The following is a 23,602-nucleotide window of genomic DNA, read 5'->3' as shown; positions in this document are numbered from 1 at the left end:
GACACACATGAGCGATACTGCCGACCGCGTGCAGAAGATTGTCGTCGAGCATCTCGGCGTCGAGGCCGACAAGGTCACCCAGGACGCGAGCTTCATCGACGATCTCGGCGCCGACAGCCTCGACATCGTCGAACTGGTCATGGCCTTCGAAGAGGAATTCGGTGTCGAAATCCCCGACGACGCGGCGGAGAAGATCTCGACCGTCGGCGATGCGACCAAGTATATCGAGGAAAACAAGGGTTAATTCCCGGGGCTGATTGCCCTCGGCTGGACCTGCGCGGGGCGCTTCCTCGCGCGCGCCAAGCTGATCGACAGGCCCTCAGCCCCTCTTGCGTGGGCTGCGGGCCTGTAGCTTTTAGGCCCCGCGAAACGGGGCCGCACGCGGGTCTTCGGGCCGCGTGCGGGAGACGAAAGGGATTGCAATGCGCCGTGTGGTTGTAACCGGGCTCGGTCTTGTCACCCCGCTGGGCGGGGACGTGGAAACGAGCTGGCGGAACCTCGTCGCAGGCGAAAGCGGGGCGGGGCCGATCACCCGCTTCGACGCCTCGAACCAGAAGTGCACCATCGCCTGCGAGGTGAAGGGCAAGGACCACGAATGGGGCTTCGACCCCGACAAGCGCGTGGACGGCAAGATTCAGCGCCAGGTCGATCCCTTCATCGTCTACGGGCTGGACGCCGCCGGGCAGGCGCTCGAGGATGCGGGCCTGACCGACATGAGCGAGGAAGAAAAGCTGCGCACCGGCTGTTCGATCGGGGCAGGGATCGGCGGCCTGCCGGGGATCGAGCTTGAAAGCGTCAACCTCCACGAACGCGGCCCCGGCCGGGTTAGCCCGCACTTCGTCCATGGCCGCCTCATCAACCTCGTCACCGGGCAGGTGCAGATCAAGTACGGCTTCATGGGCCCGAACCACGCGGTCGTCACGGCGTGCTCGACCGGCGCGCATTCGATCGGCGACGCTGCGCGCATGATCGCGATGGACGATGCCGACGTCATGCTCGCAGGCGGTTCGGAAAGCACGATCAACCCGCTAGGCATCGCGGGCTTCGCCCAGGCGCGCGCGCTCAACACCAGCTTCAACGACCGCCCGACCGAGGCCAGCCGCCCCTACGACAAGGCGCGCGAAGGCTTCGTCATGGGCGAGGGCGCGGGCATCGTCGTGCTCGAGGAATACGAGCGCGCCAAGGCGCGCGGCGCGCATATCTATGGCGAGGTCACGGGCTACGGCCTGTCGGGCGATGCCTACCACGTCACCGCGCCGCATCCGGAAGGCAAGGGCGCCGAACTCGCCATGCGCATGGCGCTCAGGAAGGCCGGCCTCGGCCCGGGCGACATCGACTATGTCAACGCGCACGGCACCAGCACCATGGCCGACACGATCGAACTCGCCGCGGTCAAGCGCGTGCTGGGCGAAGACCTCGGCGGCGCGTCGATGAGCTCGACCAAGAGCGCGATCGGCCACCTATTGGGCGGTGCGGGCGCGGTCGAGGCGGTGTTCTGCCTGCTCGCCATGCGCGATCAGGTCGTGCCCCCCACGCTCAACCTCATCGACCCGGACGAGGGCACGGAAGGCATCGACCTCGTGCCCTTGAAGGCGCGGGAGCGCGAGGTGCGCGCCGTGCTCAACAACTCCTTCGGCTTCGGCGGGACCAATGCCTCGCTGATCATGCAGAAGGTCGATTGACCCGGTGAGGCGGCTCGGCCTCGTCCTCCTTCTTGTGGTCGCACTCATCGGGGCCGGGGCGTGGCTGGCCTACGCCCAGCTCGGCGAGGCGACGATCGATGAGGAAACGGCCTTCATCATCCCCTCCGGCGCATCGGTCAGCGCGGTGGCGGACAAGCTCGAGGCGGAGGGGCTGATCTCGTCGGCCGACGGCTTCGTGCTGCGCGCCCGCCTGTTCGGCTCCGACGAACCGATCCAGGCGGGCGAATTCCGCCTCACGCCCGGCATGAGCCAGGCGCAGATCCTTTCCGCCTTCCAGTCGGGCGACGTCATACGCCGCTTCGTCACGATCCCCGAAGGGATGCCCTCGATCATGGTGTGGGAGCGGCTGATGGCCGAGGAACTCCTCACCGGCGAGATCGACGTGCCGAGCGAAGGCTCGATTCTGCCCGACACCTATTCCTTCGAACGCGGGCAGAGCCGCGCCGAACTGGTCGAGCGGATGCAGGCGGCGATGGACCGCTATCTTGCCGAGGCGTGGGCGGAGCGCGCCCCCGACATCGCCGTCGACACGATGCGCGAAGCGCTGATCCTCGCCTCGATCGTCGAGAAGGAGACCGGCAAGCCCGAAGAACGGCGCATGGTCGCGGGGCTCTACTCCAACCGGCTGAAGGCGGGGATGCTGCTGCAGGCCGACCCGACGATCATCTATCCGATCACCAGGGGCAAGCCGCTGGGCCGCCGCATCCGCCAGTCCGAGATCGCGGCGGTGAACGGCTACAACACCTACACCCGCGTCGGCCTGCCCGAAGGCCCGATCACCAATCCGGGGCGCGAAAGCATTGCCGCGGTGCTGAACCCGGCGAAGACCAGCGCGCTGTTCATGGTCGCGGACGGGACCGGCGGCCATGTCTTCGCCGACACGCTGGAAGAGCACAACGCCAACGTCGCCGAATGGTACGCCTTGCGGCGCGAGCGCGGGGAGATGTAGCGCAAGCGGTGGAACCGATGCCGCGCCGCGTGCTAGCCCGCGTCCCATGGCCCGTCCTTTCATCGTCACCGCCGTCCTGCCGCCCGATATTCAGGGCTGGGCCGAGGGTCTGCGCCGCGAACACTTTCCGCCCGAGCGAAACCATCTCCACGCCCACGTCACCCTGTTCCACGCCTTCGCGCCCTCGTTGCTCGAGGAACTGAAGGACTTCCTCCCCGAAATCGCGCGCGAATTCGCCCCGCCGCAGGGCCGCGTCACGGGCCTGATGGACCTTGGCAAGGGCACGGCGATCGCGCTCGAAAGCGAGGAGCTACTCTCCTTGCGCGCGCTTATCGCCGAGCATTTCCACGGCAGCCTGACCGACCAGGACCTGCACGAGCCGCGCCCTCACATCACGATCCAGAACAAGGTGACGAAAGAGGAGGCGCGCGCCCTGCAGGCGTCTCTCGCACCGACGATCGAGCCGCGCGCCTTCGCCTTCCCCGCGCTCGATTTGCACCGCTACGAAGGCGGCCCGTGGAGCCACGTCAAGCGCATGGCCTTCCGCGGCCGCGAGCGCCCCTGAAGCGCCCCACGCACTAGTGCTTGACCGGGGCGAGACCCCGCCCTAAATGCGCCGCTCGCCCGGCGAGCCGCCGGTGCGAATCCCGAACGGGGCGGAGTAGCTCAGGTGGTTAGAGCAGCGGAATCATAATCCGCGTGTCGGGGGTTCGAGTCCCTCCTCCGCTACCATTCTCGAATCCGCATGGGTTCGCATTCTTCCGTATAAATCCGAAAAAAACAATGAAATCAAAACCATGTCGCTGATTCGCGTCCGCTTGCGTTCGCTTGCATGCGCTTGAAGCCGGATTTGGAGTGGGGGTATTTTGGGGGTACTTTCGGGGGGTACCGAAAAGGAGCGATACCCCCAATGGCTTTGAGTGAGATTCAGATCAAGAATGCGAAGGCGGCAGAACGACCCTACAAGCTTGCCGACGGTGAAGGGCTATTCCTCCTCGTAAAAGCGAACGGTTCGAAGCTCTGGCGCATGAAATACCGCTATCGCGGAAAGGAGAAGCTGCTTTCCTTTGGTGCTTATCCTGACGTCGGAATAGCGGCTGCGCGTGAGTTGAAGACGCTTGCAAGGGCTGCCTTGGCCGAAGGCAAGGATCCGATGGTCCACAAGCCTGGTCGAGATTTCGAGCCAGAGAAAACCTTCAAGGCTGTTGCTGAGATGTGGCACAAGAATCGAAAGAGCAGCCTTGATCCAGCTCATGCGAAGCGTGTCTGGTCTCGGATGGAACGGGACGTGTTTCCGGTATTGGGCGAAAGGATGATGCACGAGATCACCCCCCCTGAAGTTTTAGGCGTGATCCGCAATATTGAAGAACGGGGGGCTCTGGATATCAGTCGGCGTGCGAAGCAGAGCATTGGCCAAGTTTTCCAGTTCGCCATCGCGAGTGGGCTTTGCGATGCGGACCCCACGGCTCATCTTCGCGGCGCTCTGAAGCCGCGACCTCGCGTAAAGCATATGGCCAAACTGCCGCTCGCTCTGTTGCCAGAGCTCATAAACAAGCTGGATCAATACAATGAAGAAGGGGAGCGACGCTCCGAGATTACTCGCGCAGCGCTCACCTTCGCGCTTCTGACATGGGTCAGAACGAAGGAACTTCGTTTTGCCAAGAAGCACGAGTTCGAGGATCTAGAAGGAAACTCTCCGCTTTGGCGCATCGGGCCTGATCGAATGAAGATGCACCGTGAGCATATCGTACCATTGTCAATGCAAGCCGCTTCGCTCGCCAAGGACATGATCGCATGTTCTCAAAGTGACTATGTCTTTCCCGGCCAGAAGCGTGGAGTGCCGCTATCCGAAAACACCATGATCTATGGTTTGTATCGTCTGGGCTATCACGGTCGGCAGACTGTTCATGGCTTCAGAGGTCTTGCGAGCACATGGGCCAATGAACAGCTTGTCGAAGTCGGCCAACCGCCAATGTGGATCCGAAAGTACCATGAAGACTGGGTCGAGCTTCAACTGGCTCATAGCGAGGAGAACGAAGTTCGCGGGGCCTATAATGCCGCAGAGTATCTGGCGCCCCGTCGCGCGATGCTTCAAGATTGGGCGAACTTCCTCGATGCGATGCGCGGAAAAACAGGCAATGTTGCGATCTTGAGAGCTGCGTGATTTAGCGTGCTATGCCGGGACTTGGCCCAGCCACTCAACTCGAAGGCGGTCAAAGCCCACAACGACACCCTCGGCGGTGACCTCGAAACCGAAGTCATCGTTCGATGGTTCGTAGCCTTCCAGAACCCAGTGGTCGCCTGCATCTGTCACGATAGCTGCCCCACGCGGGAGATGCTCGAGCCGTCCGCTGATCCTTTTCCGATTCGTGTTCATAGTGCTCCGTATGCCATCCATCTTTGGATAACGCTCCTCACATATCCCGGCGTTTCCCGATTTCTTGGAATTCCACCAGCACGGGATACCGCGCCGGGTCCCGCATTGTAGGCCGCCAATGCGAGATGGATCGCACCAAACCGGTCGAGCATCTGCCTTAGATATCGCGCGCCACCGTCGATATTCTGAGCTGGGTCGTGCCGATTGGTTACGCCGAGTTCTCGTGCGGTTGCAGGCATAAGTTGCGCAAGTCCGGCAGCACCAGCCGGACTGATCGCCATTGGATTAAACCGGGATTCTTGCCAGACCAATGCTTGGAGCAAGCGAGGCGGCAATCGATACCTTGCTTCAGCTTGGCGGATGAGGGGTTCGTAGAGCGTCTCCTTGAAACTTCGGTTGGCGGCCGATGGGTACCCTCCTTCGGTCCCAATGACCGCCAGAGAAGGATCGTACATAACTTCATTGTCTACCGGCTTTTCGACCCTGCTCAGTCGATGATCAAAGACCCGGAACTCCTGCGCCTGAGCGATGGCGGGGATCGCAATTGCGAGCCCGCAACACACGCCAGTTACCCATTTTCGTCTCATTGCGTTCTCTCTTGTCTTGCCTGGACAGGTGGCAGAACATAAATGGAACATAAGGGTGTAGGAAAGCGCCATACGCGTCCGGTAAGAGGAAAGGGGGCAGTCTGCAGGGGCAATTGTGCGGCGATGGAGCCAGTATGTCCGTTTCGAACTCAACCCTATCCCGCCCCTCGCTAGAGGACACCGCTCGCAAGCTCTGCGAGAGCCGCGGCGGCAAGTGGTCAGGCACCAAGGGCATGGCCCGTTGTCCCGCGCATGGTGACCGCAACCCTTCGCTCGGCGTTACGCTTGGCCGGAGGGCTATCCTACTGCATTGTTTCGCCGGATGCGATCAGGCGAGCGTGCTCGCTGCCCTCGCTCGAGAAGGGATCGAGACCTCTGCGCTATTCTCAGGCTCCTCCGACGAGTTTCCGATCCAGCCGCGCTATTCCAGCCAGCCATCGGCTGCAGCACTCCGCATCTGGCGCGATGCTCGACCGTTGCACCGAAGTCCTGCCAAGGCCTACCTCGAAGGGCGCGGCATCCTCGCCACGTCCCATGCGCTGAAATTTCATCCGCGCACGCCGCTTGGACCGAAGGGTCGCGCACGCTTCCTGCCAGCGATGATCGCTGCGGTCAGCCTCGACGAGGGGCCGATTGCCGTTCACCGGACTTTCCTGTCGCAATGCGGCAATACGCAGGCATTGTTTGCGAAGCCGAAACGCGCACTGGGGTCTCTCGGCGAGGCGGCGGTACGTCTGTTCGAACCTGCCGAGGGAAGGCTCGGTCTCGCCGAAGGCATTGAAAGCGCGATGTCGGCCTATGCGCTCACTGGTATCCCGACGTGGGCAACGCTGGGCAATGGACGCTTCGGGCTGGTTGCCATTCCGGAGAGCGTGAGCGACCTTCATCTCTTCGTGGATCACGATTCTGGCGGCGACCTTGCAGCCGAGCGCGGGCTAGGTGCCTATCTCCGTGAAGGGCGGCAAATCCAAGTTCGACGGCCTAAGTTGCGCGGTACCGACTGGAACGACGAGCTCCAGTCATGGCTGCGCCGAAAGGCGTGTCGCTAAGAGGAGAGAGAGCTTCTCGAATTCCTGACCCGGCAGAGGGCGCATGTCCCGATGCCTCAACCAGGAGGACGACAAGCCATGTTTCAGTCAGACTTTTTTCCAGACCGCGAGACATCGAGCACAATTCCGCTCGCTTTCGCAATCGGTGAACGAATTTCCCGGCGACTTGCGGATGGATGCCATCTCACCCGACCTGACATTTCCGAGTTTTTCGCCGCTCAAACCGACGTGCAGGACTGGGGCAGTGCGTGGACCATCGACGACTACAACAACGCGGTCGAGATTGGCGCCTTGCTCTGGCTCCGCGAGTTCTCACGCATCGACCTCGATACAGGTTTCCACGAGGCTGCAGCACGGTTCGATTGGCTCGATGCAGCCTTACCGCCTCGCCACGTGCGCAGCGACTGCCAAGTCGAGCTACAGCAGTTTTCGACGCCGCCGATCCTTGGATGGCTGATGGCCAAAGCCGCTTGCCTCGCCCCGCGCGATCGCGTTCTCGAACCGTCAGCCGGGAATGGCGCTCTTGCGCTTTGGGGCGACGTTCGAGGGTGCTCGCTGACGCTGAACGAGATCGATCGCGCGCGCGGCGATGCGCTGGCGCATATCTTCCCAGATGCCCGGCTATCCGCACATGATGGCGAGTTGGTTGCAGAACTGACCGATGGCCATAGTTCCAGCCTCAACCCCAGCGTCATCCTGATGAATCCTCCCTTTGCTCGAAGCCGCGAGCGGGGCGTCGATGGCCGCACGGCAATGCGCCACTTGCGCAGCGCGCTTCGGATTTGCGCGGTAGGAGGTCGCCTCGTGGCCATTCTCCCGGACAGCTTTGACGCCGCGACCTTTGTCGAAGACCAGGAACAGGCGTCGCTGCTGCTCGACGTCCGGCTGTCGGGCGCATTCTCGCGAAGCGGAACCGGGATCGCGGTCAGAATGGTCGTCATCGACAAGGAGCCTCTTCAGGACGCTTCCACGATCACGGGGGAGTTCGCCGACCTCACCGAACTGAATTCCTGCCTAGCGCATTTGCCTGATCGTGCGCCTTTGCAGGCCAACGTTCATCGCCTTCCGGTACGCTCGGTTGCGACCTCGGTAAGCGGCGCTGCTTCGCGCAAGCCGGTTGCTCCTTTCCTGACTGCAGCCGCCCAGAAAAGCGCGGCAGTCGCGCTCAACTATGAAGCCCTGGCAGAGCCTGCACCCGTTCCCGAGCAGGCGGGCATCTACCTGCCTTACCGACCGAGCCGCGTCATCATGGACGATGCACCTGTTCACCCGACGCCGCTCGTAGAATCGGTCGCGATGGGCTCGGTCGCGGCACCGGTAGCGAAAGCGCGCCCTTTGCTTCCCGTGAACTGGCAGGAGGGCAAACTGCTCTCGGCCGCACAGTGCGAAACACTGATCTACGCTTGCGAGGCATTCACCCGCGACCTTCCCGGGCAATTCCGTCCAAGCCAAAAAGGAACGACGGTCGAACTCGCGGAGGACGGTCACTCCTACCGGCAAGGCTTTTTCCTCGGTGATGGTACGGGCGCAGGCAAGGGTCGCCAAATCGCGGGCGTCATGATGGATCGCTGGCTCTCGGGCCAACGCCGTCACATCTGGATCACCAAGAACGAGGCACTGCTCGAAGACGCGCGCCGCGACTGGGAGGCGCTTGGCGGGCTCCCGCTCGACATCCAGCCGCTCTCCCGATGGAATCTCGGAAGTCCTGTGACAATGGCGGAGGGTATCCTGTTTGTAACCTATCCAACGCTTCGCTCGGGACGCGCCGAGGACACAAGGCTCGATCAGATCCTCGACTGGGCCGCCGAGCAATTCGAGGGCGTGATTGCCTTCGACGAAGCGCATTCCATGGCTAATGCGCTCGGCTCTTCCTCGACCCGCGGCAATGTCAAAGGATCGGAGCAAGGGATGGCAGGTCTCAGGCTTCAGAACCATCTGCCGCGAGCACGTGTTCTGTACGCTTCCGCTACCGGCGCGTCTGACATTGCCAACCTCGGCTACACAGCCCGCCTTGGACTGTGGGGGCCAGAAACCGCGTTCCCAACGCATCAGGCATTCATGACCGAGATCCGCGCCGGCGGCGTCGCGGCGATGGAACTCGTCGCCCGCGATCTCAAGGCACAGGGGCTCTACCTTGCCCGTGCGTTGTCCTTTGCCGGGGTCGAATACGAGATCCTCGAACATCAGCTCACGCAGGCGCAGGTGCGGATCTACGATGCCTACGCCGATGCCTGGGCGATCATCCACCGCAATCTCGACCAAGCACTCGAAGCCACAAGGGTGGTCGATGAGGACAGCGGCGATACGCTCAATCGCAACGCCAAGGCAGCGGCGCTCTCGATATTCGAAGGCACCAAGCAGCGCTTCTTTGGGCAGCTTCTGCTCTCGATGAAACTGCCGAGCCTGATCCCGGCAATGGAAGAGGCGCTCGGCGATGATCATTCGGTGGTGGTGCAGCTGGTCTCGACCGCTGAGGCCATGCTTGACCGACGCCTGGCCGATCTCTCGGACGAGGAGCGAGAAGCGCTCGATATCGATCTCTCTCCGCGCGAATATGTCATCGACTATCTCGCGAAGAGCTTCCCGGTGCGCCTGATGCAGGTCTTCACTGACGAGGAAGGCAATTTGCGATCCGAAGCGATGAGCGACGATCACGGCAATCCCGTTCTCTGCTCGCGTGCCATCGCTGCGCGCGACGCGCTGATCGAACAGCTTTGCGCCCTTCCGCCAATCGCCACTGCACTCGATGCCATCATCGAGCACTTCGGGACCGAGGCTGTGGCCGAGGTCACAGGCCGCACGCGCAGGTTGGTCTTGGGACGCGACGGTCAGCAGCGGCTTGAACGTCGAAGCGCAAGCGCCAACGTCGCTGAAGCACAGTGCTTCATGGACGGGACGAAGCGTATTCTGATTTTCTCGGACGCGGGGGGTACGGGCCGATCCTATCACGCCGATCTCGATGCGCAGAACCAGCAGCGCCGCGTCCATTTTCTCCTCGAACCGGGCTGGCGCGCGGACAATGCAATCCAGGGTCTTGGCCGGACAAACCGTACTAACCAGGCTTCTGCGCCGCTGTTCCGCCCGGTCACGACCGATGTGAAGGGCGAACGCCGCTTCATCTCGACAATCGCGCGAAGGCTCGACGCATTGGGCGCTCTCACACGCGGCCAGCGTCAGACAGGGGGACAGAACCTGTTCGACCCTGCCGACAATCTCGAAAGCGATTATGCGAAGGACGCGCTCTCGCGCTGGTTCCACCTGCTTTACGATGGAAAACTCGAGGCGGTTGGTTTCGGGGACTTCGTCGAGCTAACAGGCCTCAAGCTCGAGAACCCCGATGGCGGCCTGAGCGATAACCTTCCCACGATCCAACGCTGGCTCAATCGCATACTTGCGCTCCCGATCGCACTGCAGAACGCCATCTTCGAGGAATATCTCGGACTTGTGGAAGCGCGCATCGAGGCCGCACGCGAGGCTGGCACGCTCGATCTGGGTTTGGAGACGGTCCGCGCCGACAGCTTTACGGTGCTGTCTGATGAAGTTCTCCGCACAGATCCTGTTTCGGGCGCCGAAACCCGCCTGGTTTCGCTCGAAGTGAAACGCCAATTGCGCCCGCTGCGCTTCAAACGTCTCGTCAGGATGCACGAGATCGGATCCCCCCAGGCCATTCCCCTGCGCAATGCGCGCTCGGGCAAGGTGGCCCTGTCAGTTCCGGCGCGGCGCCTCATTGCCGATGACGGCGCGGTGATCGAACGCCGTCGCCTTCTCCGACCGCTTAAATCCGCCAACTGGACGCTCGACGCGCTCGGTGAAAGCCTGTGGGAAGAGGTCGGCGTAACCGAGTTCTCCAAGCTCTGGACACAAGAAGAAAGCGCCGCAGCGGCCTCGCCGGTGACCGAACGAGCGCATCTGGCGACGGGGCTATTACTCCCGGTCTGGAAGCGGCTGCCTGGCGAGCATGTCCGGGTGACGCGACTTGTCGCCGAGGATGGCAGATCGATCATCGGGCGCGAAGTCCTCGATATCGACTTGGCCAAGATTGCCGAGACGTTCGGCTTGAAGGGTGTGTCCGGCCCGGCTCCAGCCGAACTCGGGAAACTTGTCCTCTCGAGCGGAACGCCCCAGCCGCTTGCCAGTCATGATGCACTGACCGTTAAGCGCTCTTTGGTCGGCGGCGAGCAACGACTTGAGCTCACTGGGTATGCGCCTGAGCGCCTCGACTGGTATAAGACCAAGGGCTGTTTCACCGAGATCATCCGCTACCGCACGCGCCTTTTCGTCCCCGTGTCGAAGGCATCCTCTGTTCTCCCAGCCATTGCGGCCTGAAGGGCAAATCCATGACCAAGCGTGAGAGAGGGGAGGGAGCCGGTGGCTTGTCGGGCCATGCACCGTCGCGTGGCTTTTCAATCCATCAGGAGACAATCCATGATCCAGTCTATTCCTTTGAAAAAGCTCGTCCCAAGCCCGCGGAATGTTCGCAAGTCGAGCGACGTACTTGCCGACCTGCAGCTGCGGGCGGACATTGCCGCCCGCGGACTCTTGCAGAACCTCGTCGTGCGAAAAGCAAAGCGCGGCAAGTTCGAAGTCGAGGCCGGTGGTCGCCGTCTGGCTCAGCTCCAGGCGCTGGCCGAGGAGGGCTCTCTTCCCAAGAATCACGAAGTCACTTGTCTCGTCATCGAAGGCGAGGAAAGCGAAGTACGCGAAGCAAGCCTCGCCGAGAACTTCCAGCGCCTCGCAATGAACCCGGCCGACGAGGCACAGGCTTTTGCTGCGATCATCGAGGCGGGAGCCAGTACCGAAGACGTTGCCCGCCGGTTCGGTCTCACGGCCCGCTTTGTCGAGGGTCGTCTGCGTCTGGCAGGCCTCGCACCTTGTGTCTTTGAAGCGCTCGCCGAAGGCGCAATCACGCTCGACATGGCCAAGGCCTATGGGGCAATCTCAGACATCGATCGTCAGGCGCACGTCTTTGCCGAACTGAAGGATGCCTGGTACCAGGTCACGCCAGACACAATCCGGCGCATGGTGCTTGATGCCACTGTTCGTGGCTCCGATCCGCGCGCGGTTCTGGTCGGGCGCGATGCCTACCTTGCTGCAGGCGGCCGGATCGAACGCGAACTGTTCGACGACGAAGCCAGCGAGAGCTGGATCGATGTCGCGCTTCTCGAAGACCTTGCCCAGAAAGCGATGGATGATGCTGCGAAGAAGGTCGCGGAAGAACACGGTCTTGCCTGGGTGCGACCCACGCTTGGCAACTATGTCAGCCACGATCTCATCGAGGGCCTCAATCGGCTCCCATGCGAACCGGCTCCGCTAACCGAAGACGAGGCTCGTGAGCTCAGCGACCTTGAAGCCGACTACGATCGGACGGCCGCCATCCTTGAGGATGAGGACAGCGACGAAAGCGAGATCGCCAAGGCGGAAGAGGAACTGGTCTCGATCGACCGCGCGATGCGCGATCTCAACGATCGTCCGCCGGTGCTTGCCGACGAGCTGAAGTCGGAGGCTGGAGCGTTCCTCGTGCTCTCTCGCAATGGCGAACCGGCATTGGTGCCGCAATTCTACACCGAAGTTGAAGTCGTCAACGCTGACGACGGAGCAGTCGAACCGGTGGATGCTGGCGCTGATACCAAGCGCAAGAGCGGTGCGCTTTCGCAGCGACTGCTCGACGAGCTCGCGATGCAGCGCCGCGATATCCTGGCGATCCACTTGGCCAATGATCCTGCGCTTGCGCTCGACTTCATGGTCTTCACGCTCGCCGATGCCGATGGGCATGACTGGCGCGCGAAGAAGGCATCGACGCTGGTCGGCTCGGTAGCATCGGGACCGGTGGTCGGCTTCGAGGCGAAGGACGCCCCAGCAAGCGCTGCGCTCGCCGAATTTGTCGCTTCGCTCGACGAAAGCTGGCGCGCCGGCGAGACCGATGTCGAACGGTTCGAACGCTTCCGCGCATTGAGCGATGAAGCACGTTCGGCCTGGCTCGGTCATGTCGTATCCCGCACGCTGGTCGCGAGCCTTGCGTGTGAAGGCGATCGCTCGGCGCCGCTGCATGAAATCCTCGGGTCGCTGCTCGAGATCGAGACCGCGCACTGGTGGCGGCCGACGGCGGCGAACTTATTCGATCGTGTGGCCAAGGCGCGTACACTCGAAGCGCTCGATGCAGCAGGCGGCCCCGAACTCGTCAGTCGCTATGCAGGTTCGAAGAAAGCAGAGTTGGCGAGCGCAGCCGAGCGCATCTTCTCCGGCAATTTCATCGGCGAGGCGGATGTGAAAACGCGAGCGGGAGCGTGGGTGCCCGAGATCATGCGCTTCGGTCCGCCTGAGGAGCCGGTCGAGGATGAAACAGTGGACCCGGCCGAGGACGAGACCGCGAACGAAATTGCCGAGCCGGCTGCCTGACCCCTCCTGACAGGTCCAGGTTACTCGGCGGGCGGTCCGTCCCTCTCGGGACGGGCCGCCTTTTTCATGTCCAGGTCTGGGCCGGTTGCTGACAGTCCGCTCCCAGGCGACTGCGCAGCAGAAGCAGACGGCAGTCTGCTTGATCGAGACCACCCGCTCGTGTTCGCTTTGAAAAGGTTCTTGGTGGAGAGGATCTCGTTTCTATTTCGCTGTGAACAGAAACCTGAGCTTACGCCGGTCTTCGCCAATACTTCCCTGCTATGCGTTCGGCGATAAAGCTGCCAGCAACTACCCCAAACGTGACCCAGATGATGACGCTTGGACCGTGTTTCCCGAAATCAGCCAAGCCGAATGCCACCATGGCAAGAAGCGCAGCACCAATCAAAAATGCTGGCCCTGCGATCATGCAGTGAAGCCGACGGCAACGCAAAGCGTTTAACGAGCACGCCGCCCCCATCCATAGGAACAGCACCGCCGCGATTTCCACCCTCTCGTTCGGTTGTAGAAGTTCTGCGGTAAAGTTTAGGCCGATTAGCGCCGCAAACGGCACGCCCCAGATTAGGATGCGGTGCAGACGGTTGGCGGCCAAGTCACGCTTGTTGGTGGCTTCCGCGTTGCTCATCCCAACATATACCCTGCATCGGAGGCCGCCGTCGGATAAGCGAACATGGTAGATTTGATGTCGTCCGCGTTTAGCCCATGGCGCATGGCCAAGCCGAAGATATTGACGAGCTCGTCGGTGTCAGGGCCGACCAAGTGGGCTCCAAGGATGCGTCCCGTTCCGTTCTCGACCAGCAGCTTGTGGCCGTAGATCTCTTCGTTCAGCCGCCTCGCCGAGAACCAACCAGGGTGCGAGCCAGCATGCACCGTGAAATCCAGCCCTGCCTCACGCGCCTCGCTTTCCAGCATTCCGACCCTGGCCGCCGGCGGCTCCGTGAAAAGTGCACTTGGCACCCCTCGATAGTTCGGAGTTCGACCGGTATCATCGAGTATGTTTTCTACCACGACCTTGGCATCGTTACTGGAGACTGGAGTCAGTGGCGGGCCATTTGCAGCAGCGTCACCTGCCGCGAAGACCTTGGGGTTACTTTGGCTCCGTAGCTGGGCGGTAAGTGCCAAGCGACCCGCGTCACAGGCGACGTCTCCCGCCTCCAGATCGAGCGAGCCGATCGCAGGGATTCTTCCGGCAGCGTGCACCACCAGGCTCCCTTCGATCCTGCGGTCGCCAGCATGGACGGTCAGCACGTTGCCTTTCTTCGTTACGCGGTCCACTTCAGCGTCCACAATTTCGATGCCGAGATCATCGAAACTTGGCATGAGCCAATCGACCGTGTCAGGGTCGAAGGCTTTCAGAATGCGGCCTCGTTGGAAGATTGTGACCTTTGCACCGGCGCGCGCGGCGAGGTGGGCAAATTCTGCGGCAATGTATCCGCCGCCGACGAATACGATCCGATCTGGAAGGGTTTTGTGTTCTAGGAATGCATCGCTGTGAATCAGCAATTCCTCACCTTCGATCCCAAGCGGCCGAGGCTCTGCTCCCGTTGCGATAAGAGCGTGCGAGAAACTCAGTTCCCGGTCGCCTATCACGATCCTGTCGGGGCCGGCAAAGCGTGCCGCGCCGTGAAAAGTCGCGACGCCCTTACGCTCGTAGCGAGCTTCCTGCTTTTCAGGGACGGGGTCGGTAAAGCTGCGCTTGAATGCCTGGAGGTCGGCCCAATCAATTGAAACCGAGCCCTTGATGCCCTTCCCCTTCATTCGCCTGTATGCCGCGAGCGCTTCCTCTCCGCTCACCATCATCTTTTTCGGGTCGCACCCTCGAAGCGCACATGTGCCACCGTAAGGCCGATAATCGATAACCGCGCAGCGCTTCCCGGCGTTGGCCATCTGGTGGACCGCGACCTGCGCAGCAGTTCCCGATCCGATGGCGACGAAATCGAAAGCCTCAGCCATGGCAGCAATCCCCTTCCTGTATTGGGGGGCAGGGAACGGTGCCGTACGAGCAGAACACGCAGCAATCGCCTTGGAGCGGCTGAAGGCGAACGCCGCAACCCGCGCAGTTATGGAAGAACAGGCAAGCGTTGGTCGGCATTTCCATGTCCTCCTCATGACCGCATTCGGGACAGCGCAAGCGCGAGATCAGGATCGGATCAGCCATAGAGGAAGGCACCTGTCAGCAGCGCCGCACCGATGGCAATTCCTATGGCGGTCAGCGCTCGATAAGTCGATGATCCGCATGCACTGTCCGCCGGGCATGTTCGTGCCTGCCGAAACTGCCAGAGCAAACGGAGGGTCGCAGCGAGAAGAAGAGCCGACGCCAGGGTCAGCAACGGGACGCGATAGGGGGCCAGGACCGGCGAGATGCTGCCAAGCCACGCCGAGCCCACACCCACCGACGCGAGCATCAAGGGCAGTGCACAGCATGCAGCTGCCCCGAAGGCTGCAAAGATACCCCCGCCCGTCGCCAATCCGTTCCACCATGTGCTGATGCCGCGCATCGATCGTCCTTTTGCAAACCTCGATTCGCATACCTATTTACAGTCTGTAGCAACTACAGACTCAAGAGGTTGGCTTTGAAAATTGGCGAAGTGGCGAAGCGGACCGGGTGTAACATCGAGACAATCCGGTATTACGAACGGATAGGCGTTATCGATGCTCCGCCGAGAAGGGGCGCCTACCGCGACTATGGTCCTCACGACACGGAGCGCCTCCGCTTCATTCGGCGCGCGCGCGAACTCGGATTTTCCCTCGAAGAGGTGCGGGCATTGCTTGACTTAACGCCAGGTCAGGAAGTGCGTTGCGATGAGGTGCAATCGATCGCCGAACAGCACCTCGCAAACATCCGTGCGAAGCGGGCCGACCTTGAGCGTATGGAGAACGCTCTCGCTAAACTGATCGAGCAATGTGGCACCACGAGCAATGATCGGTGCCCGGTATTGGAAAGCCTCGCGGGCGAAGGCTAGCCCAGCGAATTCAAGCTACAGACCAACGGGTTTCCACCCAGCACTCAAAATTGGCGCAGCCTGCCGGATCAGAAAAGCAATCGGTCCGCTTTCGGGCACCTTGCAATGTGCGGCCTACGACCAGAATTGGGGCGCAAAGCCGACATCGAAGCTAAGAGGAGAGTGAGCTTCCTGATTCCTGAACCCGGACACGTCCGTTCCGGTGATCAGGAGACGATCGATGACCAAGTCCCGCCGCACCGCTTCAGTTTCTCCAGCCGGACGCATCACTGCCGCCATCATTGAAAAGCTCGAAGAGGGCACCAAGCCCTGGGTCAAGCCGTGGCGTGGCTTGCCGGTTTCGCGCCCCTTGCGTTGCTGCGGGACGCCCTATCGCGGCATGAACACCTTTTGGTTGTGTATGGTGGCCGATGCCTGCGGATACACCTCTCCCTACTGGATGACATACCGCCAGAGTCAGAAGCTCGGTGGTCAGGTCCGCAAAGGCGAGAAGTCGACCATCGCGATCTTCTACAAGAGCTACACAAAGGAAGTTGAAACCGCTGACGGCGGGCAGGACACGGAGAACCGTCGCGTGCTGAAGGCCTATTCGGTATTCAACGCCGACCAGTGCGATGGCCTTTCCGAATTCTACCATCCCAAGCCTCTGGTTGCCGCGCTTGAGCCCGAAGGCCGCGAAGAGCGGCTCGATGCCTTCTTCGCCCGGATCGAGGCAAACCTGCGGCATCACGGCGCGCAAGCATACTACGAGCCGCTGCGCGACCGCGTCACCATGCCGCCTGTTGAACTCTTCGAAGCCTATGACCACTACTATGCGACACTCGCGCATGAGCTGTCGCACTGGACGGGGCATTCCTCGCGGCTCGATCGCGATCTCAAGAACCGCTTCGGTAGCGATGCCTATGCCGCTGAAGAACTGATCGCCGAGCTATCGTCTGCCATTCTTGGCGCTGAACTGGGCCTTCCGGTCACCCACCTCGACCATCATGCGAGCTATATCGCGTCTTGGCTCAAGATCCTCAAATCGGACGAGCGCGCGATCCTGACCGCGGCAGCAAAGGCCGAGGAGGCAGCCACCTTGCTGCTCGAACTGGGTGAATTCCAATCAACTGAAGGCGAGACCGACGTCGATTTGGCTAGTGCAGCCTAAGGAGCGGTGAGATGGGACGTTCCGTCAGCTATCCGACCGGCTCATTGGTAGCCTTTCGCCTGCTCGATGACGGCGAAGACGACGATGCGGACTGGGTCTATGAGTGCCTCGTCGACGAGATCATCGATACCACAAAGGCAGCCTTTCCATCCTTCGAGACCTTCGATGGATGGCGCGGTCGCGAGGACCGTATCCTTCTGCGCAACGCCTTCGCCGATTGCGGGATATCGACCTATTGCGGGCTTGCCGCGATCTGGCTCGCCCCTCGCGATGATGCTCGCTTTTGGGAAGCTGACTTCTCTCACCCGCGCGCGGCCCGTGCGCGCCACTGGATCGCCCAAGTGGCGCCGCGTTTCGAACGAATGTTCGGCGAACTCAAAATGGTCGGGCGTTTCTCGAACGGAGAGGCGATCTTCGAACGCCAGAAATCTTGCATTTGAGGGACAATTGTGTATATCTTGCACATGAAAGGACAGGCTATGGCGACGAAGCCACTCGAATTGCAGCCCGACGATGGCAAGGTCCTCACCTCTGCTATCGCGCGCATCGCCGAGTTCTGGGGCCTCACCAATCCCAAGCTTGGTGCAATCCTCGGTGTATCGGAATCGACCGCCTCACGCCTGCGCTCGGGCAAGGCCCAGCTCGACCCTCAATCGAAGTCTTTCGAAGCTGCTCAGTTCCTCCTGCGACTGTTCCGCTCGCTCGACGCTCTGCTCGGGAGCGACGACATGTCTGCGCGCGCGTGGCTGACGACCGCCAATCTCGATCTCGATGCGCGTCCGATCGATCTCGTCGACAGCTTCAAGGGTCTCATCACCGTTTGCGACTATGTGGACGCCCACCGCGCTCGCGTCTGAGTTCCGCCGCTACCGCCGGACGGTATGGCGGGTAGTCGAAGCACAGCATCGCATCTCGACCAATCGATTGACCTCCGACCTTGGCGAGCAACAGCGGCTTGAAGAACTGGCAGATAGCGCCAAGCCGGACTTGCCGAAGTCCGCGCACGGGTTGCACTATCTCCTTGCTTCACCCTTTCGCTATGGCCACACGGTTGCCAGCCGTTTTCGCCGCGCAAACGAGCGACCCGGGATCTTCTACGCAAGCGAAGCCGAAGGCACCGCTATCACCGAGACCGCCTACTGGCGGCTCAAGTTCTACAGCCGCTCGCCGGGGTTCGTTCCCGGCAATCGGACCATCGAGCATCTGAGCTTTTGCGTAGCCGTATCGGTCACGCGGTTGACCGATACGACCAGACCGCCGCTCGAGGCCAATGCCAAGCGATGGCTTGACCCGGACGATTACTCGCATTGCCAGGACCTTGCTGCGTCGGTGCGCGAGGCGGACGGTCAGGCCATCCGCGCGCGCTCCGCGCGGGACCCGGACGGTATTAATCTCGCACTGCTCGATCCGGCCGGTTTCGCGAAATCGGAACCCGATCACGGGCGGGGCTGGCACTTGCGCCACGAAGGTGATCGGCTGACCGTGATCGCAGCGTTCCCCCATGCAGAAGTGCTTGCGTTTACGCCGGGACAATTCGGTCTTCTGGAGCGCTCCTGAACCGATCCGGGATTCCTCCCAAACAACTCCAGCGCCACTCCGACACTATCCCGCGCGAGCCTGTTCGCTGGTCCTTGTGCCCTGGACCGGTCAGGTCCCACCGCAACCCGCGCAAGGCTGCGGCCCGTGTGGCCCGCGCCAGCCTTGCCTTGCGGGGTTTCCCGCTGCCGCGGTGCGGCGTTCCCTTGTCCCGGTCCTTGTCGGGCACGGCGAACAGGCCCGCGCGGAAATTCCTCTGCCGGCATTCGCCGGTCTCAGGAGGACTACTCAGATGTATGACAGTTTCGCCAGCCAGCTTGCCGGTCTCGATCTATCCGGCTTCTCGATCACGCCTGCCCCTTTCAACGAGGCCGACTTCCCTTGCGAGGACGCCATGTCTCACACGCTCGGAGCGGTTTGGTCCGATCTCTTCGCATTGTTTGCCGACACCGCGCTCGAAGCTGACGCTGAGGATCTCGCCTGGGGCTTTGTCAATCTCTTCCACCGCGCCGCCAGCCGCAAGTTGGCCCAGGTGGACCGGGCCTCGGATGAAATCCGCGCCCTTCTGGCATCCGCCGACGGCTCCGAAGTGCATTCGTCGAACCTCGAAGAGCAGACCCTGCGCGCCCAGTCGGCTGAAGCCAGCATGTTTGCGTTCGAGCAGATGCGTGAGGTTGCAGCTGGTCTCTATCGCGACGAAACCGGTTCCTCGTGGAAGCCCGTATCGGGATCGCGTGCGCGCCATTTGAAGAACATGACTTCGGCTGTGATCGATGCCCGCGATTTCCTGCGCGTGCGCAAGGAACGTCGTCAGGCTGCACTTGCACCCGAGGGTACTCCGGTCGTGTTTGCCGGTGGTCGCAACCGCTTCGAAAGCGAGGCCGACGCCAAGACTTACGCGGCCAACATCTGGGCTACGCTAGACAAGGTGCGCGAGGTCGTTCCAGATCTCTTTCTCGTACACGGAGGCGACGGTAAGGGAGCCGACAGACTGGCTGCATCCTGGGCCGAGCGTAACGAAGTGCAGCAGCTGACATTCGGGCTTGAACGCCGTCTCGGGGCTTGCGCAGGATTCAAGCGCAACGAGCAAATGCTCGGTCTTAACCCTCGCTACGTGGTGGCATTTCCGGGCAATGGCGTGACCGAACGCTTGGTGATCGAGGCCAAGAAGCAGCGCATCACGGTTGTTGATCGTCGCGGGCCGTTGGGTAGCTGTCCTGGGTGAACGCGCGGGAGTTCTCTGGCCGTTCTCGCCAATGAACTCCCGTTCAACAGAAAAAAGGGCGGCCCATCTCGAGGCCGCCCACAAGGAGAGAACTCATTGCATTGCTGCTCCGAGCCCTTCGGGTCGCGAAGCTTTCAAAGCACTTGATGTCTCTGAGTCGATTGTAGGGTTACGACAGGCCCGCATAGGTACGCTTTGGAACAACTTCGTTGCTCATCGCGGGATAGCTGAGCGTCTCTGAAGCCACCCCCTTGTGGATGGATACGCTTGTTTATTGCAGCGGTGCGGCACTTATCGTTCCCGCATCTGATTTACCAAGCTACAAGAATGCCAATGCAACTCGATGATCTTCTCCTTCGCTACTTTGCCTCGACCAATATAGCTGAGATATCACCCGACACTTTAGCAGCCGGGATTGAGCATTGCCGGGTCGACCTCGGCCTCGAAGAGGACAGGGGCAAGCGCTTTGCACTGTGGTCGTTCCTGCACATGTTCGGGTCCGCCCCCGACCTCGATGTGGCGTTCGAGAACGAGGAAGACCGGGAAGCAGCCCGCAACTTCATGGATATCCTGGCGGCATCGGAAAGGGACGGCGAAAGCTGATTGCAGCGGGATCATATGACCCTTCAGACCCGCACCCGATACCCATCCGGCTTTCTTCGCGAACAGTCCTGAACCAAGTCAGCTGAGGAGCCGCAACCCGTTCCTTTGACGGCCGTGTTGTCGCGCTTCGCGCGCCTGCCCGCACCACCCGTCATGAACAGGTTTCCCTTCGGCCTTTCAGGCCTGCGGTGCAGTCCTCCCATGCCCTGCTTCTTTCAGATGTTCGCAAGCCGGAGATGGTCTCCGGTTTGAGGAACTGAAGGAATACAACCATGACCAATATCGCAATCCTCACCGGCCGCATCGCCCGCGATCCGGAAACTCGCGAGACCAAGGGCGGTGACGTGACCCCCAGCTTTCCCCCAGCTGGGATTAGAGCCGGGCGGTTGTTTTGCGCATCAGCGCGGTTGAAGCAATGGGCTGCGTAGCGGAGCCCGTAGGGCGTAGCGAAGCAGGCCATTGCTTATCCAGTTCGGCGGCGAACGCCGCCGGGGTTGCGTAGCCAAGGGACGAGTGTGGCCTCTCCCGGTTGTAATCCTCGACCCAAGCAGCGATCTCGACCCGTGCGTGGGCCATGCTGAGGAACAGGGTCTCGTTCAGCAGTTCGTCGCGCATGCGGCCGTTAAAGCTCTCGACGTAGCCGTTCTGCATCGGCTTGCCCGGAGCGATGTAATGCCACTCCACCCCGATCTCGCCGCACCATGCGAGCACGGCATTGCTGGTGAGTTCGGTGCCATTGTCGCTAACGATCATGCCCGGCTTGCCGCGCTGGGCGATTAGCTGGGTCAGCTCGCGCACGACGCGGTGCCCCGAGATCGAGGTATCCGGCACCGCCGCCAGGCACTCCCTGGTCATGTCATCGACCACATTGAGCACCCGGAACCGTCTGCCAGAAGCGATCTGGTCATGGACAAAGTCCAGGCTCCAGCGCTGGTTCGGCAGTGCCAGCACCGGAGCTGGCGCTCTGGTGCCGACAGCGCGCTTGCGGCTGCGTCGTCGCCTCACTGCAAGCCCTCCCTCCCGATACAGCCGCTGGGTCTTCTTGCGGTTGATCATCACGCCCTCCCGGCGCAGCAGGATATGCAAACGGCGATAGCCGAACCGGCGCCGCTGGTTGGCCAGCTCACGCAGCTTCTCACGCAGCGCGCCGTCATCATCCCGGATGGAACGATAGCGCACGCTCTTGCGATCGGCATCGATGACACGGCACGCCCGCCGCTCGCTCATCCCATGACATGCCTGGAGATGTGCGGCAGCTTCTCGCTTCGCGGCGGGCGTCACCACTTTTTTGAGAGCAGATCCTTCAACGCCACGTTGTCCAGCATCGCATCGGCCAGCAGCCGCTTGAGCTTCGCGTTCTCGCTCTCGAGCTCCCGCAGCCGCCGGGCCTCGGACACCTCCAGCCCGCCATACTTGGCCTTCCAGTTGTAGATCGTCGCTTCAGACACCCCGTGCCGCCGGGCCAGATCGGCGGTCTTCGCGCCCGCCTCCGCTTCCTTCAGCACCCCAATGATCTGCTCCTCTGAGAACCTCTTCCGCTTCATCGTCTGTCCTTCCTTCAGGCCAGACTCTAATCGCTCGTGGAGGAAAATCAGGGGGTCACGTCAGCGGCACCAATGTCACCGGGATCACCGTCGTCACCGATCGCCCTGCACGGGACAAAGACGGCAAGACCTACAAGGACGAGAATGGCTACACCGCCAAGGAAAGCGAGTTCCACCGGGTGACCTGCTTCAACGGCCTCGCCAAGACCGTCGGGCAGTACTGCACCAAGGGCCAGCTGGTCAGCGTCCAGGGCCGCATCCACTACACCCAGTGGGAAGACAAGGACGGGGTCACGCGCTACGGCACCGAGATCCTCGCCGACAAGGTCGACTTCCTCTCGCGCGGCAACGGCTCCGGCGAGAACGACGACAACAAGGATGCTCCCGAGATCGACTGAACTCTCTCGTCGATCTCTCTCCCGAAGGGGTCCTGTCCAAGCCGGACAGGACCCCTTTCATCGTTCTACTTCACAGGCGTTTGTTGAGAGCGAGGAGAAGATATAGAAGCACCCAGCCGCTTCAACGCCTCATCCTCCCCCAGCTTTGCGAGCTCCACGGCCGCTTTAGCCAGGCCTTTCTTCGAGAACGTTTCGAGGCCCGTTCCGAGGATCACATGGCCCAGTTCAAGAGCCGCCTGTTGTTCGAGTTCTTTCTGACGCTGGTCGAGTGCCAGCCGGTCAGCCTCCAGCTTCTGGAGTGCGGCTACAGCGCTTCGTTTCGATGGCATTGGAGTCCGTCCTTACTCCCCTTTCGCGTTCCTCCCACGGGCTCCAATGGAACAGGCCAGACCCTGTAGGAAAGTCCTTTTGCAGATGACTGGCACGGGCGCTTTTATCGGGCGGGGGAGGGGCCTGGCTCACGGACTTTCAAGGATGACGGGCCTGGCACCGACGCGTCAAGGACGGCGGGGCCCCACCATTTTGACTTCCCTTCGCTTGCGCTGCGGTCCAACAAAATCGTTGCCCCCACCGCCGCTTCGCGGTCGCCCCTATGGGCGATCCCTGACCCGCCGGCACCGTGCCCATCCGCCTTCCTCCTGTCGTCTCACCGACAGACATCAGGAGGTAATCATGACTACACTTGGCAATATTGAATCGAATTCGAACAGCTACTTTGAAGCACTCGCCACTGCCGAACAGCGGGCCTTGCACAGTTTCTTCGACCAGCACGTCGTCGAGGATGACGACCTTGGATACTTCGCTCTCGACGAAGGTGACTACAACGCCTTGCCAGCACATCTGGCCAGCCGTGTGGTGCACACGGTGCATGGCGCAATGCTCGACGAGTTCTGAGCGTCCACTAGGGCGGGAGCCGGTGACGGTTCCTGCCCTTTTTTCGTGTTCGCTGGTGGAAGAGGAGGGCGGGATGTGGAGCGGGGCTGGTGACGCGCTCGGTCCCGCACCACCTGCGGCGGTGCTCCTGCGGGCGCGGTGTCTTTGTTCCGGGCCCCGCACGCACTTGCGCACCGCGACCGGGTCGGACCAGCGCGCGCGGCAGGACCGACAGGTCCCGTTCCCGCCGCT

The 23,602-nt window shown here is 61.7% G+C and carries 24 protein-coding genes, 1 tRNA gene and 1 pseudogene; 18 read left to right on the top strand and 8 right to left on the bottom strand.

The features are described from left to right. Nucleotides 1–7 precede the first annotated feature (7 nt). The 6 genes from G9473_RS07145 (at nt 8) to G9473_RS07120 (ending at nt 4,816) form a co-directional block, all read left to right on the top strand. Nucleotides 8–244, top strand: coding sequence for an acyl carrier protein (locus tag G9473_RS07145; protein WP_291137741.1), 237 nt, complete (start codon nt 8–10; stop codon nt 242–244). Between the two features lie 178 nt (nt 245–422). Continuing rightward, nucleotides 423–1,682 (top strand): beta-ketoacyl-ACP synthase II, encoded by a 1,260-nt coding sequence (fabF, locus tag G9473_RS07140; protein WP_291137738.1) that lies wholly within the window; start codon nt 423–425, stop codon nt 1,680–1,682. 34 nt (nt 1,683–1,716) lie between these two features. Next, entirely contained in the window at nt 1,717–2,652 is a 936-nt protein-coding gene (mltG, locus tag G9473_RS07135) for an endolytic transglycosylase MltG (protein WP_291137735.1), read from the top strand. A gap of 46 nt (nt 2,653–2,698) precedes the next feature. After that, the gene (locus G9473_RS07130) at nt 2,699–3,217 is read left to right on the top strand and encodes a 2'-5' RNA ligase family protein (protein WP_291137732.1); all 519 of its coding nucleotides are present in this window, start codon (nt 2,699–2,701) and stop codon (nt 3,215–3,217) included. A gap of 90 nt (nt 3,218–3,307) precedes the next feature. Next, nucleotides 3,308–3,384, top strand: a tRNA-Met gene (locus G9473_RS07125). Nucleotides 3,385–3,562: 178 nt separating this feature from the next. Continuing rightward, nucleotides 3,563–4,816: an integrase arm-type DNA-binding domain-containing protein gene (locus tag G9473_RS07120; RefSeq protein ID WP_007163739.1), complete on the top strand. Its 1,254-nt coding sequence runs from the start codon at nt 3,563–3,565 to the stop codon at nt 4,814–4,816. A 9-nt stretch (nt 4,817–4,825) separates the two neighbouring features. On the opposite strand, the gene G9473_RS07115 is transcribed toward G9473_RS07120, so the two are convergent. Continuing rightward, complete coding sequence (locus G9473_RS07115; RefSeq protein ID WP_007163740.1) at nt 4,826–5,029, bottom strand: DUF5818 domain-containing protein; 204 nt, start codon at nt 5,027–5,029, stop codon at nt 4,826–4,828. Then, nucleotides 5,026–5,616, bottom strand: coding sequence for a lytic transglycosylase domain-containing protein (locus G9473_RS07110; protein WP_083776325.1), 591 nt, complete (start codon nt 5,614–5,616; stop codon nt 5,026–5,028). The genes G9473_RS07115 and G9473_RS07110 overlap by 4 nt, the downstream gene beginning before the upstream one ends. Nucleotides 5,617–5,750: 134 nt before the next feature. Between G9473_RS07110 and G9473_RS07105 the strand changes: the two genes are divergently transcribed. The 3 genes from G9473_RS07105 to G9473_RS07095 all read left to right on the top strand — a co-directional run bounded on the left by G9473_RS07105 (nt 5,751) and on the right by G9473_RS07095 (nt 13,061). After that, nucleotides 5,751–6,665, top strand: a complete 915-nt coding sequence (locus G9473_RS07105; protein WP_152434301.1) for a toprim domain-containing protein — start codon at nt 5,751–5,753, stop codon at nt 6,663–6,665. Between the two features lie 78 nt (nt 6,666–6,743). Next, nucleotides 6,744–10,991, top strand: coding sequence for a strawberry notch family protein (locus tag G9473_RS07100; RefSeq protein WP_291137724.1), 4,248 nt, complete (start codon nt 6,744–6,746; stop codon nt 10,989–10,991). Nucleotides 10,992–11,090: 99 nt separating this feature from the next. Continuing rightward, nucleotides 11,091–13,061: a ParB/RepB/Spo0J family partition protein gene (locus G9473_RS07095; RefSeq protein WP_007163744.1), complete on the top strand. Its 1,971-nt coding sequence runs from the start codon at nt 11,091–11,093 to the stop codon at nt 13,059–13,061. 229 nt (nt 13,062–13,290) lie between these two features. Here the strand turns inward: G9473_RS07095 and G9473_RS07090 are convergent, their stop codons facing one another. Genes G9473_RS07090 through G9473_RS07075 form a run of 4 tightly spaced genes read right to left on the bottom strand, consistent with a single transcriptional unit; the run spans nt 13,291 to nt 15,556 of the window. Continuing rightward, entirely contained in the window at nt 13,291–13,683 is a 393-nt protein-coding gene (locus G9473_RS07090; protein ID WP_007163745.1) for a hypothetical protein, read from the bottom strand. Beyond that, nucleotides 13,680–15,011, bottom strand: a complete 1,332-nt coding sequence (locus tag G9473_RS07085; RefSeq protein WP_291137718.1) for an NAD(P)/FAD-dependent oxidoreductase — start codon at nt 15,009–15,011, stop codon at nt 13,680–13,682. Before G9473_RS07085 ends, G9473_RS07090 begins: the two co-directional genes overlap by 4 nt. Further along, nucleotides 15,004–15,216: a GDCCVxC domain-containing (seleno)protein gene (locus G9473_RS07080; RefSeq protein ID WP_081432306.1), complete on the bottom strand. Its 213-nt coding sequence runs from the start codon at nt 15,214–15,216 to the stop codon at nt 15,004–15,006. Before G9473_RS07080 ends, G9473_RS07085 begins: the two co-directional genes overlap by 8 nt. Beyond that, a complete protein-coding gene (locus tag G9473_RS07075) occupies nt 15,209–15,556 on the bottom strand; it encodes a mercuric transporter MerT family protein (RefSeq protein ID WP_007163747.1) in 348 nt (115 codons plus the stop codon). Before G9473_RS07075 ends, G9473_RS07080 begins: the two co-directional genes overlap by 8 nt. A gap of 75 nt (nt 15,557–15,631) precedes the next feature. On the opposite strand from G9473_RS07075, the gene G9473_RS07070 reads away from it, so the two are divergent. The 7 genes from G9473_RS07070 (at nt 15,632) to G9473_RS07040 (ending at nt 20,535) form a co-directional block, all read left to right on the top strand. After that, nucleotides 15,632–16,021 (top strand): helix-turn-helix domain-containing protein, encoded by a 390-nt coding sequence (locus G9473_RS07070; RefSeq protein WP_007163748.1) that lies wholly within the window; start codon nt 15,632–15,634, stop codon nt 16,019–16,021. Nucleotides 16,022–16,241: 220 nt separating this feature from the next. Then, nucleotides 16,242–17,171 carry a zincin-like metallopeptidase domain-containing protein gene (locus G9473_RS07065; protein WP_034953448.1) on the top strand — a complete coding sequence of 310 codons (930 nt, stop codon included), beginning with the start codon at nt 16,242–16,244 and terminating at the stop codon, nt 17,169–17,171. A gap of 11 nt (nt 17,172–17,182) precedes the next feature. Continuing rightward, nucleotides 17,183–17,611 carry a hypothetical protein gene (locus G9473_RS07060; RefSeq protein ID WP_152434313.1) on the top strand — a complete coding sequence of 143 codons (429 nt, stop codon included), beginning with the start codon at nt 17,183–17,185 and terminating at the stop codon, nt 17,609–17,611. 39 nt (nt 17,612–17,650) lie between these two features. Then, a complete protein-coding gene (locus G9473_RS07055; protein ID WP_152434314.1) occupies nt 17,651–18,028 on the top strand; it encodes an MbcA/ParS/Xre antitoxin family protein in 378 nt (125 codons plus the stop codon). Further along, complete coding sequence (locus G9473_RS07050) at nt 18,000–18,728, top strand: RES family NAD+ phosphorylase (protein WP_247271606.1); 729 nt, start codon at nt 18,000–18,002, stop codon at nt 18,726–18,728. Before G9473_RS07055 ends, G9473_RS07050 begins: the two co-directional genes overlap by 29 nt. Before the next feature lie 271 nt (nt 18,729–18,999). Beyond that, complete coding sequence (locus G9473_RS07045) at nt 19,000–19,932, top strand: DUF2493 domain-containing protein (protein WP_247271605.1); 933 nt, start codon at nt 19,000–19,002, stop codon at nt 19,930–19,932. A gap of 333 nt (nt 19,933–20,265) precedes the next feature. Next, nucleotides 20,266–20,535, top strand: coding sequence for a hypothetical protein (locus G9473_RS07040; RefSeq protein WP_152434317.1), 270 nt, complete (start codon nt 20,266–20,268; stop codon nt 20,533–20,535). 372 nt (nt 20,536–20,907) lie between these two features. Here the strand turns inward: G9473_RS07040 and G9473_RS07035 are convergent. Then, nucleotides 20,908–22,079, bottom strand: a protein-coding gene (locus G9473_RS07035) for an IS3 family transposase (RefSeq protein WP_291137698.1) whose coding sequence is annotated in 2 segments (ribosomal slippage) — nt 20,908–21,827 and nt 21,827–22,079 — 1,173 coding nt in all. Because the reading frame shifts where the segments join, the coding sequence is not laid out codon by codon here. Between the two features lie 65 nt (nt 22,080–22,144). On the opposite strand from G9473_RS07035, the pseudogene G9473_RS07030 reads away from it, so the two are divergent. Then, a pseudogene (locus G9473_RS07030) lies at nt 22,145–22,477 on the top strand (single-stranded DNA-binding protein); the annotation flags it as partial. Nucleotides 22,478–22,542: 65 nt separating this feature from the next. On the opposite strand, the gene G9473_RS07025 reads toward G9473_RS07030, so the two are convergent. Then, nucleotides 22,543–22,806, bottom strand: a complete 264-nt coding sequence (locus G9473_RS07025; RefSeq protein ID WP_034953461.1) for a DUF6437 family protein — start codon at nt 22,804–22,806, stop codon at nt 22,543–22,545. A 343-nt stretch (nt 22,807–23,149) separates the two neighbouring features. Here G9473_RS07025 and G9473_RS07020 point away from each other — a divergent pair, with 343 nt between their 5' ends. Further along, entirely contained in the window at nt 23,150–23,371 is a 222-nt protein-coding gene (locus G9473_RS07020; protein ID WP_034953463.1) for a hypothetical protein, read from the top strand. Nucleotides 23,372–23,602 lie beyond the last annotated feature (231 nt).

Origin of the sequence: Erythrobacter sp., from assembly GCF_011765465.1 — a bacterium.
Taxonomy (GTDB): domain Bacteria; phylum Pseudomonadota; class Alphaproteobacteria; order Sphingomonadales; family Sphingomonadaceae; genus Erythrobacter.
This window is presented reverse-complemented; position numbering and strand designations above follow the sequence as displayed.

Bases quoted from the DNA above. Each gene is read 5' to 3' on its own strand.
- G9473_RS07130 (WP_291137732.1), top strand. From the start codon at position 2,699: ATGGCCCGTCCTTTCATCGTCACCGCCGTCCTGCCGCCCGATATTCAG.
- G9473_RS07020 (WP_034953463.1), top strand. From the start codon at position 23,150: ATGACTACACTTGGCAATATTGAATCGAATTCGAACAGCTACTTTGAA.
- G9473_RS07045 (WP_247271605.1), top strand. From the start codon at position 19,000: ATGTATGACAGTTTCGCCAGCCAGCTTGCCGGTCTCGATCTATCCGGC.
- G9473_RS07085 (WP_291137718.1), bottom strand. From the start codon at position 15,011: ATGGCTGAGGCTTTCGATTTCGTCGCCATCGGATCGGGAACTGCTGCG.
- G9473_RS07090 (WP_007163745.1), bottom strand. From the start codon at position 13,683: ATGAGCAACGCGGAAGCCACCAACAAGCGTGACTTGGCCGCCAACCGT.
- G9473_RS07065 (WP_034953448.1), top strand. From the start codon at position 16,242: ATGACCAAGTCCCGCCGCACCGCTTCAGTTTCTCCAGCCGGACGCATC.
- G9473_RS07100 (WP_291137724.1), top strand. From the start codon at position 6,744: ATGTTTCAGTCAGACTTTTTTCCAGACCGCGAGACATCGAGCACAATT.
- G9473_RS07050 (WP_247271606.1), top strand. From the start codon at position 18,000: ATGTGGACGCCCACCGCGCTCGCGTCTGAGTTCCGCCGCTACCGCCGG.
- G9473_RS07095 (WP_007163744.1), top strand. From the start codon at position 11,091: ATGATCCAGTCTATTCCTTTGAAAAAGCTCGTCCCAAGCCCGCGGAAT.
- G9473_RS07060 (WP_152434313.1), top strand. From the start codon at position 17,183: ATGGGACGTTCCGTCAGCTATCCGACCGGCTCATTGGTAGCCTTTCGC.
- G9473_RS07080 (WP_081432306.1), bottom strand. From the start codon at position 15,216: ATGGCTGATCCGATCCTGATCTCGCGCTTGCGCTGTCCCGAATGCGGT.
- G9473_RS07115 (WP_007163740.1), bottom strand. From the start codon at position 5,029: ATGAACACGAATCGGAAAAGGATCAGCGGACGGCTCGAGCATCTCCCG.
- G9473_RS07025 (WP_034953461.1), bottom strand. From the start codon at position 22,806: ATGCCATCGAAACGAAGCGCTGTAGCCGCACTCCAGAAGCTGGAGGCT.
- G9473_RS07110 (WP_083776325.1), bottom strand. From the start codon at position 5,616: ATGAGACGAAAATGGGTAACTGGCGTGTGTTGCGGGCTCGCAATTGCG.
- G9473_RS07075 (WP_007163747.1), bottom strand. From the start codon at position 15,556: ATGCGCGGCATCAGCACATGGTGGAACGGATTGGCGACGGGCGGGGGT.
- G9473_RS07055 (WP_152434314.1), top strand. From the start codon at position 17,651: ATGGCGACGAAGCCACTCGAATTGCAGCCCGACGATGGCAAGGTCCTC.
- fabF (WP_291137738.1), top strand. From the start codon at position 423: ATGCGCCGTGTGGTTGTAACCGGGCTCGGTCTTGTCACCCCGCTGGGC.
- G9473_RS07145 (WP_291137741.1), top strand. From the start codon at position 8: ATGAGCGATACTGCCGACCGCGTGCAGAAGATTGTCGTCGAGCATCTC.
- G9473_RS07120 (WP_007163739.1), top strand. From the start codon at position 3,563: ATGGCTTTGAGTGAGATTCAGATCAAGAATGCGAAGGCGGCAGAACGA.
- G9473_RS07105 (WP_152434301.1), top strand. From the start codon at position 5,751: ATGTCCGTTTCGAACTCAACCCTATCCCGCCCCTCGCTAGAGGACACC.
- G9473_RS07040 (WP_152434317.1), top strand. From the start codon at position 20,266: ATGCAACTCGATGATCTTCTCCTTCGCTACTTTGCCTCGACCAATATA.